Source organism: Streptomyces sp. NPDC036813, from assembly GCF_055609245.1.
The window spans coordinates 649,252-666,643 of sequence record NZ_JBVJPV010000001.1 but is presented as its reverse complement, the minus strand read 5'-3'; the positions used below and the strand labels follow the sequence as shown (position 1 = coordinate 666,643).

Below are 17,392 nucleotides of genomic sequence, written 5' to 3'. Positions count from 1 at the left end.
CGGCACGGCCGTGCTCCGCGCGCGCCGTCGGCGAAAGTCTCACAGGGGACGTCAGTGAAACGATGGAAGGCATGAAGTTCCTTCTCGACATCACCCTGGACGAGGCGGCGAGCAGCGAGGACAAGGCGCGGGAGCTGAGCCGGATCCTGCGGTACTGGGCCGGCAACGTCCGACACTACCCGCTGCAGACCGGCGACGGGTCGGCCGTGTACGACGCGGACTACAAGGAGGTGGGTGCCTGGCGGGTCGTCGCCTCCTGAAGTGCCCGGCGGCACAGCGCGTCGGCCCGGCGGGTCGTCTCCGGCAGCCGGTAGGCCGGCGTCAGCGCCAGTGTGTGGGCGCAGGCGCCGGCGAGGCTCACGCGGTGCCCCACGGACACGAACACCGGCTTGACGCCGTCGCGGGTGCGCAGCGCCCGGCCGACCTCCTCCGCGCCGGCCAGGAGCGGCGAGGACGAGCCGCGCGGCGCGTCCGGTTCGTCGTAGGTGAAGGTGAACGGGTTCTTGGCGACGCCGATGGTCGGCAGCCCGGTGAGCACGCCGAGATGGCTGGCGAGCCCGAAGCGGCGGGGGTGGGCGAGGCCGTAGCCGTCGCAGACGACCAGGCCCGGCGGGCAGGGCAGCGCGTCGAGGGCGGCCAGCACCGTCGGCATCTCGCGGAAGGCGAGCAGCCCCGGCACGTACGGGAACGAGATGTGGCCGACGGCGGTGGTCTCGGCGACGACGTCGAGGGTCGCGGCGTCCAGGACGACGGCCGCCGCGGCGACGACGTCGCGTTCGTCGTCGTAGGCCACGTCGACGCCGGTGACGTGCCCGCTACCGGGCCGCGGCCCCGGCTCGTCGAGCACCACCCGGGCCCGCAGCTCGTCCTGGACGGCCCGGGCCTCTTCCTCGGTCGCGGGCCAGCCCGCGGGAACGCTTACGGTCCTCATGATGACCATGAGCCTACGGTGCCGCGGCAGCCGGGCGTAGGCTCCCGATCATGTTCGTGATGGAGCTGATCTACACCGCCCCGCTCGAGGCCGTCGACGCCGTCCTGAAGGACCATGTCGTCTGGCTGGACGAGTTGTACGCCCAGGGCCACGTCCTGGCCTCCGGACGCAAGGAACCCCGCGACGGCGGGGTGATCATCGCCGTCGCGGGGGACCGCGCGCAGATAGAGGCGATCGCCGCGGGCGACCCCTTCGTCGCCGCGGGCGTCTGCGAGTACCGCATCACCGAGTTCATCGCCACGAAGACGGCGCCGGAGCTGGAGCGCCACCGCGAGACCCTCGGCTGAGCGGTCCCGCTCACTTGCCGAGGGCGCGCTGCAGCTCGCTCTTGTTCATGTTCGAACGGCCGTGGATGTCCCGGCGCTTGGCCTCCTCGTACAGCTGGTCGTAGGTCTGGCCCTGGGAGCCCTGGCCCTGGGAACCCTTGCCGGACCGCTGGCCGCCCCGCTTCGAGGGCGACGGTCCCTTGGTGGAGCTGCGGCTGGCGGTCTTGGACTCGCCGGAGCGGGCGCGTTCCTTGTTGACGGTCCGTGCGGCCATCTCCTTGGCGCGCCCGGTGCTCGCACCGCGCTCCTCGGCGCTCTCCTTGATGTGTTCGTACTGGCGTTCCCGCTTGGGGCTGGAACCGCGTGGCATGTGCGTTCACTTCCTTCCGGATGCGGTCCCCGAGTACCCCCATTGGACCCGAATCCGCCCCCCGGGGCCTGTTTCAGGGCTCCATGCGGGCCACACGCCCCTGCTCGCCCGCGGCCCAACACGCCCGGTCCGCCGTGCAGTCCACGGTGTCGTACGACCCGGAGTCGACGGTGCGCCAGGTGCGGCCGCCGTCCGTCGTCAGGTCGGTGCCGGTGGGGCCGACGGCGAGGGCGGCGCCGCGGCTGTGCGGGAGCCAGGCGGCGCCGGAGCGGTAGGCGGGCGGCGGGCGGTCGGCCGGCCGCCAGGTGCGGCCGCCGTCGTCGGTCACCGCCGCCGCGAGCGGTGAGGGCTGCTCGGGGCGGTAGTCGCCGCCGACGGCGAGTCCGTGGGCGCGGTCGCGGAAGGCGAGCGCGAACACACCGCGGGCCGGGTCGCCGGCCGGGACGGGCGCCTCGGCGGCGGTCCAGGTCAGGCCACGATCGGCGGAGTGCAGCACGCGCGCGTGGGCCGCTCCGCCGGTGGCCAGCCAGACGTCCTTCGGCCCGGACGTGACCAGGCACTGGCCGCTCGCCGCGAAGCCGGCCTCGCCGTTGAGGGCCGCGGGCATGCCGCGCGCGGGCAGCACCGTCCAGGAGCGGCCGCCGTCGCGGGTGGACAGGATGCGGAACCGCCCGTCGACCGGGTCGCTCATCGCCAGGCCGTGCCGGTGGTCGAAGAAGGCCAGGCAGTCGTAGAACGCCTTCGGGTCGGTGTTGCGGAAGGACTCCGTCCAGGTCGCGCCGCCGTCCTCGGTGCGGTAGACGCGGGACGCCTCCCCCTCGCCGATCGCCAGGACGACGGCGCGGCGCGCGTCGAACGCCTCGACGTCCCGGAACTGCAGCTCGCCGGCGCCGGGCGGGGAGACGTTCCGCCAGTGCGCCCCGCCGTCGGTGGTGCGCAGCACGGTCCCCCGGGTGCCGGCCACCCACGCGGTGTCCCGGTCGACGGCGGCCAGCCCGCGGAAGCGGACGGAGGGCGCGCCGGTGTCCTCGAGTACCCAGCGGGGCGTGCCGTGCGGGCCGTCGTGCGCCTGTGCCGGGGCGGCGGCCAGGGTGGCGAGCACCGCCGCGCACAGCGCTCCCGAGGCGGTCCTGCGGCCCTTGCGGCCCTTGGGCCCCTCGCTCCTCTTGCCCCTCGCGATCCTCATGGCGGGCGAAGCTAGCCGACCGCCCGGATGCCGTCCAGAGCGCATCCCGCCCCAAGTGACCTTCCCGGCACACCGGAAGCAGTCGGACACTGCCGTGCATGAAGGCGGTGACAGAGGTCACTCGCTCTGTGTGTGCACGGATCGGCCGGTTCCGTCGTCTCTTGAAGTGACCGGCCTCATCCGCCCCCTCCGCCCGTCCATCCGTCCAGCCGTCACAAGGGAGCAAGGCGTTGTCCACCGTCATCGAGCAGCCCGTTCAGGCACGTCTCGTCGCCGCCGCGCCCCGGATGCCGAACATCCCCGCCACGCTGCACTACGACCGCCGGGACCCGTTCGCGGTCCGGATGACCTTCCCCGCGCCGGCCACCCTGGAGGGCGTCGAGGTCTGCTGGACCTTCTCGCGCGAGCTGCTCACGGCCGGCCTGGAGACACCGGAGGGCCACGGCGACGTCCGCGTGCGGCCGTACGGCTTCGACCGCACGGTCCTGGAGTTCCACGCCCCCGAGGGCACGGCCGTCGTCCACGTCCGCACCGGTGAGATCCGGCGCTTCCTGCGGGCCACGAGCGAGCTGGTGCCGGTGGGCCTGGAGCACCTGCAGCTGGACCTGGACCACGGCCTGGCGGAGCTGATGCGGGACGCCTGCTAGGCGCTGCACGCACGCGTGGGGGCGCCGTGCCTCCGCCTGGGGTGCGCCCGCCCGTCAGCCCTGCGTGGCGGTGCGCCCACCGGTTAATTCGTTGACAGCCACACACCCCGCTCGTACGCTGTACAGCGGTCCTGTTGCCGTCGATTGGAGAAGGACGTTGCTCGTCTGAGGTCCTGAGACACCGCGCCGCACCCGTCAGGTGTGTGCGTAGCGTGCGACCTCGGCATACGAGCCGTCCCCCCGGCGCAGGGCCTCGCTGTTTCCCCACGCCTTCCCGGACCCTCTGCGGTCGCCGTCTCGCGGTGTCTCGATACGCGTTTGCCCTTCCTTCCGTGTGCGAGCAACCGCGAGGTCTCATGTCCGCATCCCTCACCTGCACTTCCCTGACCTTCGCCTGGCCGGACGGCACGGTCGTCCTCGACGGCCTGGACGCCTCCTTCGGCCCCGGCCGCACCGGGCTGGTCGGCGTCAACGGGTCCGGAAAGTCGACCCTGTTGAAGCTGATCGCCCGGGAGCTGACCCCCACCGACGGAGCCGTACGCGTCGCCGGGGAGATCGGCTACCTGCCGCAGAACGTCACCCTCGACACCGCACTGCGCGTCGACCAGGCGCTCGGCATCGCCGCGCAGCGCGCCGCGCTGCACGCCATCGAGGCCGGTGACGCCGCCGAGGAGCACTTCGAGACCATCGGTGACGACTGGGACGTCGAGGAGCGCGCCCTCGCCACCCTCGGCGAACTCGGCCTCGACCACGTCACGTTGGACCGCACCGTCGGTGAGGTGTCGGGCGGCGAGTCCGTACTGCTGCGGCTGGCCGCGCTGCTGCTGCGCCGACCGGAGGTACTGCTGCTGGACGAACCGACCAACAACCTCGACCTGTACGCCCGCCGACGGGTCTACGCGGCCGTGGAGTCCTGGCCGGGTGTGATGGTCGTGGTGAGCCACGACCGCGAACTGCTGGAGCGGGTCGACCGGATCGCCGACCTGCGCGGCGGCGAGATCGCCTGGTACGGCGGCAGCTTCTCGGCCTACGAGGAGGCGCTCGCCGTGGAGCAGGAGGCCGCCGAGCGCATGGTGCGCGTGGCGGAGTCCGACCTGCGCAAGCAGAAGCGCGAACTGGTCGACGCCCAGGTCAAACTGGCCCGCCGCAAGCGGTACGGCCAGAAGATGTGGGACCAGAAGCGCGAGCCGAAGATCGTCATGGGGGCGCGCAAGCGCGCGGCGCAGGAGTCCGCGGGCAAGCACCGCATCATGCACGAGGAGAAGCTCACCGAGGCCAGGGAGCGGCTCGACGAGGCCGTGGAGGCCGTACGGGACGACGACGAGATCCGGGTCGACCTGCCGTACACCGCCCTCCCCGCCGGCCGCGGCGTGCTGACCCTGCGGGACCTGGAGCTCGCCTACGGCGCGCGCGTCCAGGGCGGCTTCGATCTGTACGGTCCGGAGCGGATCGCGCTGATCGGGCGCAACGGCGCGGGCAAGACCACGCTGCTGCGCACGATCACGGGCGAACTCGCGCCGGTGTCGGGCGAGGCGACGGCGCACGTCCCGTCGCGCTTCCTGCCGCAGCGCCTCGACGTCCTGGACGATGGACTGACCGTCGCGCAGAACGTGGCCCGGTTCGCGCCGGGCGCCTCCAACAACCGGATCCGGGCGCAGCTCGCCCGCTTCCTGTTCCGGGGCGCCCGCGCCGACCAGAAGGCGGCCACGCTGTCCGGCGGTGAGCGCTTCAGGGCGACCCTGGCCGCGCTGATGCTCGCCGAGCCGGCTCCGCAGCTGCTGATGCTGGACGAGCCGACGAACAACCTCGACATGGCGAGCGTCCGTCAGCTCACCAGCGCGCTGGAGTCCTACGAGGGCGCGCTGGTCGTGGCCAGCCACGACCTGCCGTTCCTTCAGTCCATCGGCATCACACGCTGGCTGATGCTCGACGGAGAACTGAAGGAAATCACGCCAGAAGCTGTCGGGTATCCCGCCTAGCGTCGAGGGCATGCGCGACTACATCACCCTCACCGGAGCCAGGGAGAACAACCTCAAGGACGTCACCCTCCGTATCCCGAAGGGCCGGCTGACCGTGTTCACCGGCCTTTCGGGATCGGGCAAGTCGTCGGTCGTCTTCGACACGATCGCCGTGGAGTCACAACGCCAGCTGAACGAGACGTACACCTGGTTCGTGCGCAACCGGCTGCCCAGGTTCGAACGCCCGCGCGCGGACGCCATGGAGGACCTGTCCCCCGCCATCGTGGTCGACCAGCGGCCGGTCGGCGGTCACTCGCGCTCCACCGTCGGCACGATGACCGACGTCTACGCGGTGATCCGGGTGCTGTTCTCCCGGTGCGGCACCCCGAGCGCCGGCGAGGCGACGGCCTACTCCTTCAACGACCCGTCCGGGATGTGCCGTGAGTGCCACGGGCTCGGTCGCACGGTGCGGCCCGACTGGGACCGCATCCTCGACCCCGCCCGCTCCCTCGCGGGCGGTGCGATCCTCTTCCCGCCGTTCGCCGCGGGCACCTGGCAGGGACAGACGTACACCAACACCGCGGATCTGGACGTGCACAAACCGGTCGGCGAGTTCACCGACGCCGAGCGGGAGTTCCTGCTGCGCGGGCGCGGCACGCGCGTGAACGTCGACAACACCGGCGGGTCGCGCGACATCGACTACGAGGGCCTGGCCGACCGCTTCGAGCGGCTGTACCTGAACCGGGACCTGTCCGCGCTCAGCACGCGCACCCGCGAGACGGTGGAGCGCTTCCTCACCGAGGACACCTGCCCGCGCTGCGCGGGCGCCCGGCTGAACGAGGCCGCGCTGGCCACCCGGATCCGGGGCCGGTCCATCGCCGACTGCACGCGCATGCAGGTCACCGACCTCATCGCCGTACTGAGGGAGCTCGACGACGATCCGCTCGCCGCGCCGATCGCGCGGGCCGCCGTCACGGCGCTGGAGCGGATCGAGGCGATCGGCCTCGGCTACCTGAGCCTCGACCGGGAGACGTCGACGCTGTCGGGCGGCGAGGGCCAGCGGCTGAAGACCGTACGGCACCTGGGCTCCAGCCTGACCGGGATGACGTACATCTTCGACGAGCCCAGCGTCGGGCTGCACCCGCGGGACGTGCGCCGCCTCGGTGACCTGCTGCTGCGGCTGCGGGACAAGGGCAACACCGTGCTGGTCGTCGAGCACGACCGGGACGTCATCGCGCTGGCCGACCATGTCGTCGACATGGGTCCCGGGGCCGGCACCGACGGCGGGCGCGTGGTGTTCGAGGGCACGCCGCGTGAGCTGGCCGGCTCCGGAACGCCCACCGGGCGCTGTCTGCGGCGCCGCACGACGCTCAAGGGGCGGGTGCGGCGGGCGGACGGCGGGCTGTGGGTGAAGGGCGCGAGCCGGCACAACCTGCGGGAGGTGACGGTGGAGTTCCCGACCGGTGTGCTGACCGCGGTGACGGGGGTCGCGGGGTCCGGCAAGTCGACCCTGGTCGCGGAGTTCACCTCCGCCCATCCGGACGCCGTGGTGGTCGACCAGTCGTCGATCGGGATCTCCGCGCGCTCCACGCCGGCGACGTACCTGGGGATCATGGACACGGTACGGCGGATCTTCGCCCGCGCGACGGACAGCGAGCCGGGGCTGTTCAGCTTCAACTCCACGGGGGCGTGCCCGGCGTGCGAGGGGCGCGGGGTGCTGTACACGGACCTCGCGTTCATGGACCCGGTGACGACCACCTGCCCGGACTGCGGCGGCCGGCGCTTCCGGGAGGAGGTGCTGCGGCTGACGGTGGACGGCCGCTCGATCGCCGACGTACTGGCGATGACCGCCGAGCAGGCGCTGGGCTTCTTCGACGACGGCGCGGTGCGTCGGCGGCTGAGCGCCCTGCGCGACGTCGGCCTCACCTACCTGGCGCTCGGACAGCCGCTGTCCACGCTGTCCGGCGGCGAACGGCAGCGGCTGAAGCTCGCGACCCGGCTGCACCGCACCGGCGCGGTGTACGTGCTGGACGAGCCCACGACCGGCCTGCACATGGCCGACGTGGACGGGCTGCTCGAGCTCCTGGACCGGCTGGTGGACGGCGACAACACGGTCGTGGTCGTCGAGCACAACCTGGACGTGGTGGCCCACGCCGACTGGGTGGTCGACCTGGGCCCGGACGGCGGCCGGGACGGCGGCCGGGTCGTCTTCGAGGGCACCCCCCACCGACTCCTCACCGACCGCGCCTCGGTCACGGCGGAGTACCTCCGGCGGGCTACGGCCTGCTGAGCCCCGGGTGCGGCAGCTCAGGCGCACGACGGGCACCCTGCCCGGACGCGTCAGAGCGGCCGGTCGCGGGGTTACGCCCTGGTAACCCCTCCCCACCCGGGGTTTCGCCGAGTACGCCTCGCCCTGCATCATGGCGGACCGGTGCCGCATGATGGCCCCAGGAACCACCCGCCGATACGGAGACCACGCTCGTGCCCAGCAAGAAGGCCCTCGTCCGCCGCCCCAGCCCCCGCCTCGCCGAAGGTCTGGTGACGCACATCGCGCGGGAGAAGGTCGACGCCGAGCTGGCGGTCGAGCAGTGGGAGGCGTACGTCGCCGCACTGCGCGCGCACGGCTGGGAGGCGATCGAGGTCGACCCGGCAGACGACTGCCCCGACTCCGTGTTCGTCGAGGACACGGTGGTCATGTACAAGAACGTCGCCCTCATCACCCGCCCCGGCGCCGACTCCCGCCGCCCGGAGACCGTCGGCGTCGAGGAGGCCGTGGCGCGGCTCGGCTGCTCGGTGAACTGGATCTGGGAGCCCGGCACGCTGGACGGCGGCGACGTGCTCAAGATCGACGACACGATCTACGTGGGCCGGGGCGGGCGCACCAACGCGGCCGGGGTGCAGCAGGTGCGGGCCGCCTTCGAGCCGCTGGGCGCGCGCGTGGTCGCCGTGCCCGTGAGCAAGGTGCTGCACCTCAAGTCGGCGGTGACCGCGCTGCCGGACGGCACGGTGATCGGGCACATCCCGAAGGTGGACCGGCCGGCGCTGTTCCCGCGGTTCCTGTCGGTGCCGGAGGAGTCCGGGGCGCACGTGGTGCTGCTCGGCGGTGCGAAGCTGCTGATGGCGTCGAGCGCGCCGCGGACCGCGGATCTGCTCACCGACCTCGGTTTCGAAGTGGTCGCGGTGGACATCAGCGAGTTCGAGAAGCTCGAGGGCTGTGTGACATGCCTCTCGGTCCGACTGCGGGAGCTGTACGCCTGACGGGTGACGGCCTCACCCGTACGGCCCCGGGATCTGCGGATTCCGGGGCCGTGATGTCTTTCCGGCGGACAGGGCCCGACGGTGCTGATCAGCAGTGTTTACGACGTCCTTAACCTACGGTTACGTAACCTACGGACTCGTAGCCTACGATTCCGTAAGTTCCGGCGCCGCACCGCCGGAGGCTTCCGCTCCGTTACGTCCCCCTGGAGTATCTGTGACGATCACCTCGACGCACCTCGGCAGTTCTGCCGGCTGGACCGACGCCCGGCTGCTGTACGCACTGGAGGAAGTGGTCGAGAAGGAACTGAACCGGCATCTGCAGGTCGCCAAGGACTGGATGCCGCACGAGTACGTGCCCTGGAGTGACGGCCGCAACTTCCCCGGCCTCTTCGAGGACGGCGAGGCCTGGGACAAGGAGCAGTCCAAGGTCACCGAGATCGGCCGGATCGCGCTCGTGGTGAACCTCCTGACGGAGGACAACCTGCCGAGCTACCACCACGAGATCGCCACGCTCTTCGGCCGGGACGGCGCCTGGGGCACCTGGGTGCACCGCTGGACCGCCGAGGAGGGCCGGCACGGCATCGTGATGCGGGACTACCTGCTCACCTCGCGCGCGGTCGACCCGGACAAGCTCGAGCAGTTCCGCATGGCGCACATGAGTGAGGGCTTCGAGTCCGACAACCGGCACTCGATGCTGCACTCGGTCGCCTACGTCGCCTTCCAGGAGCTGGCCACCCGCATCTCGCACCGCAACACCGGCCACCAGTCCGGTGACCCGGTGTGCGACCGCATGCTGGCGCGCATCGCGACCGACGAGAACCTCCACATGGTCTTCTACCGCAACCTGCTCAAGGCGGCCTTCGAGCTAGCGCCCGATCTCACCATGCAGGCGGTGCGCGACGTGGTGGTCAACTTCCGTATGCCCGGCCACGGCATCCCCGGCTTCGAGCGGGCCGCGGCGCAGATGGCCATCGGCGGCGTGTACAACGTGCGCATCCACCACGACGACGTCCTGCAGCCCGTCCTGCGCCACCTGAAGGTCCTGGAGATCGACGGCCTCGGCCCCGAGGGTCTGCAGGCCCAGGAGGAGCTCGGTCTTTACATGGGCGGCCTGGACGACGAAGCGACGAAGTTCGACGAGAAGCTGGCGGCGCGCCGGGCACGGATGGCGGCGCGCGCGAGCGCCTGACCCTCTTCGTCGGCCAGGGCCGCGGGCGGCGGCACGGGCCTCCGTGCGGCCGCCCGAACGGGATGCCGCGGCAGACGGCCCGGCGCAGGCCGGAGTCGGTGGTGAGGTACCGGCCCTCTGTGATGTCGAGGCCGGAGCCGCCGCAGCGCAGCGTCGCGCGGCCGGCGAGTCGGCGGGAGCCGGCCGGCGGTCCCCCGATGCCTGCTGCGGGACGGCGGGGCCGGCACCGGCGGTCGCCGGGGCCCGGTGCCCCGCCAGGGCCGTGCCGTCCGGGTCCGCATCGCGAGGCGGCGGCTGGCCCGCCCCGGCGGTCGTCGCCGGCCACCGGCCGCTGTGCAACGGTGGCCCACGCCGCGGCGTCGGCCGGTGCGCACGCACCATGCGGGCCACCGGGATTGCCCGTGCGCGGCCGGACCCGGCCTGCGGCATTGCTCAGGACACGGCGCCGGGTGTGGTCGGCAGCGCAGTCCGGGCACAGCCGGTGGTAGAGGGAGTCGACCTGTCGATAAGGGGACTTGCATACATAGCAGTGGCGCGGTGTGCGGAAGACGCCGCCGGTGCCGGGCGCGGCCAGGGGCGCGTCCTCACGGCGGTCCAGCGCTCCGGTCGCCGTGGCGGCCATGACGGCGGCGTCGGCGACCGACTTCTCCTCGCCGCGAGCCTTGCGGCGCCGCAGCCGGCCGTCGCGGGCGAAGGAGGCGGCGACCTGCTCGGCCCGCAGCCGGACGGGATCGTCCACGGGCAGGGCCCGCAGTTTGCCCACCACCTGGTGCAAGGCCGCCGGCTCCGCCCGGCTGACCGTCTCGGCCGCCTGGGCCGCCTGGGCCGCCTCGGCCGCTTGGTCCATGTGTCTCGCCCCGTGTCCGTGCCCGGCAGTGGTCCCGACCGGATTCGAACCGGCGTATCCGCGCTGACAAGGCGGCGGGTCTGCCTCTGCTCTACGGGACCGCGCACGCGTCCGGACAACCGGATCGAAACCGGCGTGCAGGCCGGAGCACGGCGTGCGACTGCCTCTGCGCTACGTCCGGTCGCGCCCGAGGATCTCAGCGGTACGGCCCCCCGCGAGTCGTACCGGTTTTCGATTCCCCTGGCGGGGACGGGCAGGGCGGGACCGGGCCGGTCACGGGGCGGTACGGCGCAGGGCCTGGCGTTCCTTCTCGGACAGGCCGCCCCAGACGCCGAAGCGTTCGTCGTGCTCCAGGGCGTAGTCCAGGCAGGCGGAGCGGATCGGGCACAGGGCGCAGATCTGCTTGGCCTCGCGGACGGAGCTGCCGGGCTCGGGGAAGAAGAAGTCGCCTCCGGTCTGCGCGCACAGCGCCTCCTGCTGCCAGGCGAGGTCGGGCATGTCGATCGTCTCGGTGTACATGGCCGAGAGCGTGCCGTGCGGCGCAAAACGTTCGATCAACGCCGGATCAACGCCTTCCCCGGGCCTCCGGCCACCCGATGATGCCCCCGCCACCCGGCGGCGCGCACGGCGGCGCGCGGGACGGTTCTGCGGCGGCGATTGTCAGTGGGCGGTGCCAGACTCGGCAGAGCAGACAACGGGACCTTCGAAGGAGGGCGACGATGCTCACCACCCGTTTCGTCAACGGCGCTCCCAACTGGATCGATGTCGGCACGGCCGACATCGAGGGCGCCACGCGCTTCTACGGCGCCCTCTTCGGCTGGCGGTTCCAGTCGGCGGGGCCCGACGCCGGCGGCTACGGCTTCTTCCAGCTGGACGGGAAGACCGTGGCCGCCGGCGTGCAGATCACACCGGAGCAGGGCCAGCCGGCCTGGACCGTGTATTTCCGGAGCGGTGACGCCGAGGCCACCGCGAAGGCGGCCGAGCAGGCGCACGGCACCGTGCCGCTGCGGCCCATGGACGTGATGGGTGAGGGCACCGTGGCGGTTCTCGCCGACCCGGCCGGGGTCCGGTTCGGCATCTGGCAGCCGGGGCGCACGAAGGGCCTCGACGTGGCCGGTGACAGCCGTTCACTGACATGGGTCGAGCTGTACACGGCGGACATCGCCGCGGCGGCCGCTTTCTACCACTCGGTGCTGGGCCTGGAGACCTCGGCGGTGCCCTTCCCCGGCGGCACGTACACCTGCGTCAATCCGGCCGAGGGGGGCGAGGACGCCATGTTCGGCGGGATCGTCGCCCTGGCGGACGACCCGGCGGAGACGGAGGCGTACTGGCTGCCCTACTTCGAGGTGCCCGACGTGGACACGGTCGTCGCCACGGCGCAGGAGCTGGGTGGCACGGTCCGGGTGCCGGCCCTGGACGTGGAGGGCGTCGGCCGGATGGCCCGGCTCGCCGATCCGTACGGGGCCCGGTTCGCGGTGATCAGAAGCGCCCCGCGGCAGGAGTGACGGCCGTGCGCGGCGCCCCGCGGCCGGGCCCCGCCCGGCGGCAGGAGTGACGGCCGGGCGCCGGGCCCCGCGGCCGCCGGACCCGACCTGCGCCTACGCCGACGCGCGGCGCACGAGTGTCGTGGGCAGCACCACGCCGGGCGGCCCGTGCACCACGCCGGACGACCCGTCCACCGCGCCGTCCTGCGCCGCCGCGCCGTCGCGGTCCAGGCCGCCGAGCAGCAGGCGCGCCATCAGCCTGCCCATGTCCTCGATGTCCTGACGGACCGTCGTCAGCGGCGGGTCGGTCTGCTCGGCGACGGTGACCATGTCGTCGAAGCCGATGACGGCGACGTCGTCGGGGACGCGCCGCCCGTGCTCACGCAGGACGCGCAGCGCGCCGGCGGCGCTGAGGTCGTTGCCGGCGAAGACGGCGTCCAGATCGGGGCGGCGATGCAGCAGCGCGCGCATGGCGCGCTCGCCGCCGGCCGCGGTGAAGTCTCCCTCGGCGACCAGGGACGGGTCGCTCTCGCCCAGGGCGTCGCGGTAGCCGTCGAGCCGGTCCGCCGCCGAAGTCTGGTCGAGGGGCCCGGTGATGTGGGCGACGCGGCCGCGGCCGAGGGCGAGGAGGTGGCGGACGGCCTCGCGGGCGCCGCCCCGGTTGTCGCTGTCGACGTAGCAGGCGCTGCGGTCGCCGTCGCGCCAGCCCGGGCGGCCGCCGAACACCGTCGGGACGCCGGCGTCGTGGATCAGGCCGGGCAGCGGGTCGTCGAGGTGCAGCGAGAAGACGAGTGCCCCGTCGACATGGCCGCCGGCGAGGTACCGGGCGACGCGCGCGTGGTCGTCCCGTCCCTCGGTGAGCAGCAGCACGAGCTGGTTGTCGTGCGCGGTCAGTTCCCGGCTGATGCCGCGCAGTTGCAGCGCGAAGAAGGGGTCGGCGAAGACGCGGGTCTCGGGTTCGGCGATGACGACGGCGACGGCGTCGTGCCGCCGGGTCACCAGGCTGCGGGCGGCCTGGTTCGGGACGTAGCCGAGCTCGTCGACGGCGCGCCGGACCCGCTCCACGAGGTGCGGCCTGACCCCGTCCCCGCCGTTGACCACCCGGGACACCGTCGCCCGGGACACGCCGGCACGGGCGGCGACGGCCTCCAGCGTGGGGCGCGGGGCTGTCTGGGTCACATCGGGCTCCTCGGCGGCGGGGTGCGGCCCAGGATAGCCCCGGTGCGCGGGAGCGGGCTCCGCCGCTCGCGGCGGTCGGACGCGCCCCGGATGATCCGCACACCCGTCGCGCCGCGGTCGGGCCCCTCCCCCTCCGGTGCGGCCGCCTACGACGGTTTGTCTGCCTCGTCCGCCGGCTGGGTGCGGCGGGCGCGGCTCGGCTGGACCCGCTTGGGCTCGCCCGGCATCTTCGGGTACTCGGGCGGGTAGGGCAGGTCGCCGAGGCCGTGGTCGTGTTCGTCCTTCGTCGCCAGGTCGAGCAGCGCCTGAAGCGAGTAGCGGTGGTCGTCCATGTCGGCGTGTACGTCGCCGAGTTCGGCGAAGCGTGCCGGCATCGTCACGAGGTCGAAGTCGCGCGGGTGGGCGACACCGACCTCCTCCCAGCGCAGGGGCGCGGACACGGGGGCGTGCGGGCGGGGCCGTACGGAGTAGGCGGAGGCGATGGTGCGGTCGCGGGCTGTCTGGTTGTAGTCGATGAAGATGCGCTCGCCGCGCTCCTCCTTCCACCACTTGATGGTGACCTGTTCGGGCATCCGGCGCTCCATCTCCCGGCCCACGGCGATCGCGGCGCGGCGCACCTGAGTGAAGGTCCAGCGCGGTTCGATGGGCACGAAGACGTGCAGGCCGCGGCCGCCGGAGGTCTTCGGGAAGCCGCGCAGTCCGCCGAACTCTTCGAGGACGGCGCGCAGTTCGTGCGCGGCGCGGGCGGCGTCGTCGTAGTCGGTGCCGGGCTGCGGGTCGAGGTCGATGCGCAGTTCGTCGGGGCGGTCGACGTCGTCGCGGCGCACCGGCCAGGGGTGGAAGGTGAGGGTGCCGTACTGCGCGGCCCACAGGACGGCCGCCTCCTCGGTGGGGCACATCTCGTCGGCGCTGCGGCCGCTGGGGAAGGTGATGTGGGCGGTGGGGATCCAGTCGGGCATGTTCTTCGGGGCGCGTTTCTGGTAGAACCACTCGCCGGTCACACCGTCCGGGTAGCGCTCGAGCGTGGTGGGGCGGTTGCGCAGGGCGCGCAGGATGCCGGGGCCGACGGCCTGGTAGTAGCGGGCGAGGTCCAGCTTGGTGAAGCCGCGCTCCGGGAAGAAGACCTTGCCGGGATTGGACAGGCGTACGGTCCTGCCGCCCGCTTCGAGTTCCACCGCGTCACCCATGCGGCCACGGTAGGCGCAGCCCGCATACTTCGCATACCGGATGAATCACCCAGGGCCTCACTCGGTCACCGTGTCGCGCGACGGTGGGCGGCCCCCCTCGCCGTCCTCGCGCCGGTACACCTGGGTGGCCCGCAGGGGGTACATGCGCGGCTGCCCGTCGGCGGAGACGGAGGTGTCCTCGAGGGCCGCCGTGCAGAACCGTGCCGCCCGCGACGCCGCAGGCCAGGAAGTCGTCGCGGTCGGTCATGCCGGCCGGCATGCACCGGGCGGACATTCGCGACGAACCGTACAGTCGGTGCATGGACCTGCCCGTCATGCCACCCGTGAAGCCGATGCTCGCCAAGTCCGTCGCCAAGATCCCGCCCGGGATGCACTACGAGGCGAAGTGGGACGGGTTCCGCGCGATCGTGTTCCGCGACGGGGACGAGGTCGAGCTGGGCAGCCGTACCGGCAAGCCGTTGACCAGGTACTTTCCTGAGCTGGTGGCGGCGCTGAAGGAGCGGGTGCCCGAGCGGTGCGTGCTGGACGGGGAGATCGTGATCGCTTTGGAGGGCCGGCTGGACTTCGACGCGCTCACCGAGCGCATCCACCCCGCCGACTCGCGCGTGCGGATGCTGGCCGAGAGGACTCCGTCCTCCTTCGTGGCGTTCGACGTGCTGGCGCTGGGCGACGAGTCGGTGACCGACGTGCCGCTGACCGACCGGCGGACGCTGCTGGCCGAGGCGCTGGCCGGTGCGACGCCGCCGGTGCACCTGGCGCCGGCGACCACGGACATCGAGGTGGCCGAGCGGTGGTTCGAGGAGTTCGAGGGGGCCGGCCTGGACGGGGTGATCGCCAAGCCGCTCGGTCTGCGCTACCTCCAGGACGAGCGCGCCATGTTCAAGATCAAGCACGAGCGGACGGCGGACGTCGTTGTCGCCGGTTACCGCTTCCACAAGTCGGGGCCGATCGTGGGCTCCCTGCTGCTCGGCCTCTACGACGACAAGGGCGCGCTGCAGCATGTGGGCGTGTCGGCGGCGTTCTCCATGAAGAAGCGCGCCGAGCTGGTGGAGGAGCTGGAGCCGCTGCGCATGGACGACGTCGCGGGGCATCCCTGGGCGGCCTGGTCGCAGGAGGCCGCCCACGAGACGGCGCGGCTGCCGGGGGCGCCGAGCCGCTGGTCGGGCAAGAAGGACCTGTCCTGGGTCCCGCTGCGGCCGGAGCGGGTGGTGGAGGTGGCGTACGACCACATGGAGCACGGGGCGCGCTTTCGGCACACGGCCCGTTTCCGCCGCTGGCGCCCGGACCGGACGCCGGAGAGCTGCACGTACACGCAGTTGCAGGAGCCGGTGCGGTACGACCTCGCGGAGGTCCTCGGCGACTGACGGCCCGCCCGCGAGGTCACGCGCCGCCCCGCCCACGAGCCGCCCGCCCACACGCGAGGTCACGCGCCGCCCCGCCCACGAGCCGCCCGCCCGCGAGGTCACCCGCTCACGGCTTCATCAGGACCTTCACGGCGCCGTCCTGCTTCTTCTGGAACATCTCGTAGGCGTGCGGTGCCTCGTCCAGCGGCAGCCGGTGGGTCGCGAAGTCGTCGACGCCGAGGGGGTCCTCGTCGGTGAGATACGGAAGGATCTCGTCGGTCCAGCGGCGCACGTTGGCCTGGCCCATGCGGATCTGGATCTGCTTGTCGAACATGGTCAGCATCGGCATCGGGTCGGCCATGCCGCCGTAGACCCCGACCAGGGACAGCGTGCCGCCGCGGCGGACCAGTTCGATGGCGGTGTGCAGGGCCGCGAGCCGGTCGATGCTGAATCGCTCCATGAGCGGGCTGACCAGCTTGCGCGGCATCCAGGAGGTGGCCTGCTGGGCCAGCTTGGCGACCGCGCTGCCGTGCGCCTCGGTGCCCACCGCGTCGATCACGGCGTCGGGCCCGCGCCCGTCGGTCTGGTCACGGATGGCGGTGACCAGCTCCTTCTCGTTGTCGAAGCTGTTCAGGTCGAACGTCTCCACTCCCCGTCCCTTCGCCCGGCGCAGCCGGTCCGGGACAAGGTCCACGCCGAACACCCGTCCGGCGCCGCGCACCTGGGCCACCCGGCAGGCCATGTCCCCGATCGGCCCCAGCCCGAGCACGGCGACGCTGCCGCCCTGCGGGATGTCCGCGTAGGCGACGGCCTGCCACGCGGTGGGCAGCACGTCGGAGAGATAGACGAAGCGGTCGTCGGGCGGTCCCTCGGGGATCTTGATGGGGCCGAACTGGGCCTGCGGCACGCGCAGATACTCGGCCTGCGCGCCCGGCACCGAGCCGTACAGGCGCGTGTAGCCGAAGAGGGCGGCGCCCATGCCCTCGCCGGAGACCTGGGTGGTCTCGCACTGGGTGGGCAGCCCGTTCAGGCACATCCAGCAGTCGCCGCAGGCGATCTGAAAGGGCACCACGACCCGGTCGCCGGCCGCCAGGTCCATCACCCCGGCGCCGACCTCCTCGACGATGCCGATGGGCTCGTGCCCGAGGATGTCACCGGGCGTCATGAACGCGGTCAGCACCTCGTAGAGATGCAGGTCGGAGCCGCACAGCCCGGAGGAGGTGACGCGGATGACGGCGTCCGTGGGTTCCTGGATCGTCGGATCGGGGACCGTCTCCACCCGCACGTCCCGCTTGCCCTGCCACGTCACTGCCTTCATCGCGCCGGCTCCCTCCACCGTGGGTGCGCATCCGGACCTGCGTCCGGGTACCCGGACGGCCCCCGGCGAACCGTCGGGGGGCGGTTGCGCTGAGCCGATCGGCGGAGCCGGCACGACCGAGGGAGAACAACCGGGTATGTCCACTGATGATCCGACAAGCGGACTATCG

The 17,392-nt window shown here is 72.6% G+C and carries 16 protein-coding genes and 1 tRNA gene; 9 read left to right on the top strand and 8 right to left on the bottom strand.

What is annotated here, in order from left to right; translation table 11 throughout:
• Nucleotides 1–71: 71 nt before the first annotated feature.
• Nucleotides 72–260: a hypothetical protein gene (locus ACZ67Q_RS02825; protein ID WP_471175483.1), complete on the top strand. Its 189-nt coding sequence runs from the start codon at nucleotides 72–74 to the stop codon at nucleotides 258–260.
• Here ACZ67Q_RS02825 and ACZ67Q_RS02820 read toward each other — a convergent pair.
• A complete protein-coding gene (locus ACZ67Q_RS02820) occupies nucleotides 221–931 on the bottom strand; it encodes an endonuclease V (protein ID WP_471175481.1) in 711 nt (236 codons plus the stop codon). The two genes, ACZ67Q_RS02825 and ACZ67Q_RS02820, sit on opposite strands and share 40 nt — an antisense overlap.
• A 50-nt stretch (nucleotides 932–981) precedes the next feature.
• On the opposite strand from ACZ67Q_RS02820, the gene ACZ67Q_RS02815 reads away from it, so the two are divergent.
• Nucleotides 982–1,278: a YciI family protein gene (locus tag ACZ67Q_RS02815; RefSeq protein WP_471175479.1), complete on the top strand. Its 297-nt coding sequence runs from the start codon at nucleotides 982–984 to the stop codon at nucleotides 1,276–1,278.
• A 10-nt stretch (nucleotides 1,279–1,288) separates the two neighbouring features.
• On the opposite strand, the gene ACZ67Q_RS02810 is transcribed toward ACZ67Q_RS02815, so the two are convergent.
• Together ACZ67Q_RS02810 and ACZ67Q_RS02805 are read right to left on the bottom strand one after the other, a co-directional pair.
• Nucleotides 1,289–1,627: a plasmid stabilization protein gene (locus tag ACZ67Q_RS02810; RefSeq protein WP_471175477.1), complete on the bottom strand. Its 339-nt coding sequence runs from the start codon at nucleotides 1,625–1,627 to the stop codon at nucleotides 1,289–1,291.
• Nucleotides 1,628–1,700: 73 nt separating this feature from the next.
• A complete protein-coding gene (locus ACZ67Q_RS02805) occupies nucleotides 1,701–2,813 on the bottom strand; it encodes a WD40/YVTN/BNR-like repeat-containing protein (RefSeq protein ID WP_471175475.1) in 1,113 nt (370 codons plus the stop codon).
• Between the two features lie 230 nt (nucleotides 2,814–3,043).
• Between ACZ67Q_RS02805 and ssgD the strand changes: the two genes are divergently transcribed.
• From ssgD to ACZ67Q_RS02780, 5 genes are all read left to right on the top strand, one after another.
• The gene (ssgD, locus tag ACZ67Q_RS02800) at nucleotides 3,044–3,460 is read left to right on the top strand and encodes a spore wall synthesis regulator SsgD (protein WP_471175473.1); all 417 of its coding nucleotides are present in this window, start codon (nucleotides 3,044–3,046) and stop codon (nucleotides 3,458–3,460) included.
• Nucleotides 3,461–3,816: 356 nt separating this feature from the next.
• Complete coding sequence (locus tag ACZ67Q_RS02795; RefSeq protein ID WP_471175471.1) at nucleotides 3,817–5,439, top strand: ABC-F family ATP-binding cassette domain-containing protein; 1,623 nt, start codon at nucleotides 3,817–3,819, stop codon at nucleotides 5,437–5,439.
• Between the two features lie 10 nt (nucleotides 5,440–5,449).
• Nucleotides 5,450–7,708, top strand: coding sequence for an ATP-binding cassette domain-containing protein (locus ACZ67Q_RS02790; protein ID WP_471175469.1), 2,259 nt, complete (start codon nucleotides 5,450–5,452; stop codon nucleotides 7,706–7,708).
• Between the two features lie 191 nt (nucleotides 7,709–7,899).
• Nucleotides 7,900–8,676 carry a dimethylargininase gene (ddaH, locus tag ACZ67Q_RS02785; RefSeq protein ID WP_471175467.1) on the top strand — a complete coding sequence of 259 codons (777 nt, stop codon included), beginning with the start codon at nucleotides 7,900–7,902 and terminating at the stop codon, nucleotides 8,674–8,676.
• Between the two features lie 214 nt (nucleotides 8,677–8,890).
• Complete coding sequence (locus tag ACZ67Q_RS02780) at nucleotides 8,891–9,865, top strand: acyl-ACP desaturase (protein WP_471175465.1); 975 nt, start codon at nucleotides 8,891–8,893, stop codon at nucleotides 9,863–9,865.
• 876 nt (nucleotides 9,866–10,741) lie between these two features.
• On the opposite strand, the gene ACZ67Q_RS02775 is transcribed toward ACZ67Q_RS02780, so the two are convergent.
• Nucleotides 10,742–10,813, bottom strand: a tRNA-Asp gene (locus tag ACZ67Q_RS02775).
• Between the two features lie 172 nt (nucleotides 10,814–10,985).
• Nucleotides 10,986–11,231 carry a WhiB family transcriptional regulator gene (locus ACZ67Q_RS02770; RefSeq protein WP_471175463.1) on the bottom strand — a complete coding sequence of 82 codons (246 nt, stop codon included), beginning with the start codon at nucleotides 11,229–11,231 and terminating at the stop codon, nucleotides 10,986–10,988.
• A 200-nt stretch (nucleotides 11,232–11,431) separates the two neighbouring features.
• Here ACZ67Q_RS02770 and ACZ67Q_RS02765 point away from each other — a divergent pair, with 200 nt between their 5' ends.
• Nucleotides 11,432–12,217 carry a VOC family protein gene (locus tag ACZ67Q_RS02765; protein WP_471175461.1) on the top strand — a complete coding sequence of 262 codons (786 nt, stop codon included), beginning with the start codon at nucleotides 11,432–11,434 and terminating at the stop codon, nucleotides 12,215–12,217.
• A gap of 93 nt (nucleotides 12,218–12,310) precedes the next feature.
• Here ACZ67Q_RS02765 and ACZ67Q_RS02760 read toward each other — a convergent pair whose 3' ends face one another.
• Both ACZ67Q_RS02760 and ligD read right to left on the bottom strand, forming a co-directional pair.
• The gene (locus ACZ67Q_RS02760) at nucleotides 12,311–13,375 is read right to left on the bottom strand and encodes a LacI family DNA-binding transcriptional regulator (protein WP_471175459.1); all 1,065 of its coding nucleotides are present in this window, start codon (nucleotides 13,373–13,375) and stop codon (nucleotides 12,311–12,313) included.
• A gap of 146 nt (nucleotides 13,376–13,521) precedes the next feature.
• The gene (ligD, locus tag ACZ67Q_RS02755) at nucleotides 13,522–14,562 is read right to left on the bottom strand and encodes a non-homologous end-joining DNA ligase (protein WP_471175457.1); all 1,041 of its coding nucleotides are present in this window, start codon (nucleotides 14,560–14,562) and stop codon (nucleotides 13,522–13,524) included.
• Nucleotides 14,563–14,861: 299 nt separating this feature from the next.
• Between ligD and ACZ67Q_RS02750 the strand changes: the two genes are divergently transcribed.
• Entirely contained in the window at nucleotides 14,862–15,926 is a 1,065-nt protein-coding gene (locus tag ACZ67Q_RS02750) for an ATP-dependent DNA ligase (RefSeq protein ID WP_471175455.1), read from the top strand.
• Nucleotides 15,927–16,032: 106 nt separating this feature from the next.
• Here the strand turns inward: ACZ67Q_RS02750 and ACZ67Q_RS02745 are convergent, their stop codons facing one another.
• A complete protein-coding gene (locus tag ACZ67Q_RS02745) occupies nucleotides 16,033–17,223 on the bottom strand; it encodes a zinc-dependent alcohol dehydrogenase (protein WP_471175453.1) in 1,191 nt (396 codons plus the stop codon).
• Nucleotides 17,224–17,392 lie beyond the last annotated feature (169 nt).

What these genes read in the sequence shown, in the direction of transcription:
- ACZ67Q_RS02765 (WP_471175461.1), top strand. Translation starts at nt 11,432, where the DNA reads ATGCTCACCACCCGTTTCGTCAACGGCGCTCCCAACTGGATCGATGTC.
- ACZ67Q_RS02750 (WP_471175455.1), top strand. Translation starts at nt 14,862, where the DNA reads ATGGACCTGCCCGTCATGCCACCCGTGAAGCCGATGCTCGCCAAGTCC.
- ACZ67Q_RS02805 (WP_471175475.1), bottom strand. Translation starts at nt 2,813, where the DNA reads ATGAGGATCGCGAGGGGCAAGAGGAGCGAGGGGCCCAAGGGCCGCAAG.
- ACZ67Q_RS02815 (WP_471175479.1), top strand. Translation starts at nt 982, where the DNA reads ATGTTCGTGATGGAGCTGATCTACACCGCCCCGCTCGAGGCCGTCGAC.
- ACZ67Q_RS02795 (WP_471175471.1), top strand. Translation starts at nt 3,817, where the DNA reads ATGTCCGCATCCCTCACCTGCACTTCCCTGACCTTCGCCTGGCCGGAC.
- ACZ67Q_RS02745 (WP_471175453.1), bottom strand. Translation starts at nt 17,223, where the DNA reads ATGAAGGCAGTGACGTGGCAGGGCAAGCGGGACGTGCGGGTGGAGACG.
- ACZ67Q_RS02770 (WP_471175463.1), bottom strand. Translation starts at nt 11,231, where the DNA reads ATGTACACCGAGACGATCGACATGCCCGACCTCGCCTGGCAGCAGGAG.
- ACZ67Q_RS02825 (WP_471175483.1), top strand. Translation starts at nt 72, where the DNA reads ATGAAGTTCCTTCTCGACATCACCCTGGACGAGGCGGCGAGCAGCGAG.
- ACZ67Q_RS02810 (WP_471175477.1), bottom strand. Translation starts at nt 1,627, where the DNA reads ATGCCACGCGGTTCCAGCCCCAAGCGGGAACGCCAGTACGAACACATC.
- ACZ67Q_RS02790 (WP_471175469.1), top strand. Translation starts at nt 5,450, where the DNA reads ATGCGCGACTACATCACCCTCACCGGAGCCAGGGAGAACAACCTCAAG.
- ACZ67Q_RS02820 (WP_471175481.1), bottom strand. Translation starts at nt 931, where the DNA reads ATGAGGACCGTAAGCGTTCCCGCGGGCTGGCCCGCGACCGAGGAAGAG.
- ligD (WP_471175457.1), bottom strand. Translation starts at nt 14,562, where the DNA reads ATGGGTGACGCGGTGGAACTCGAAGCGGGCGGCAGGACCGTACGCCTG.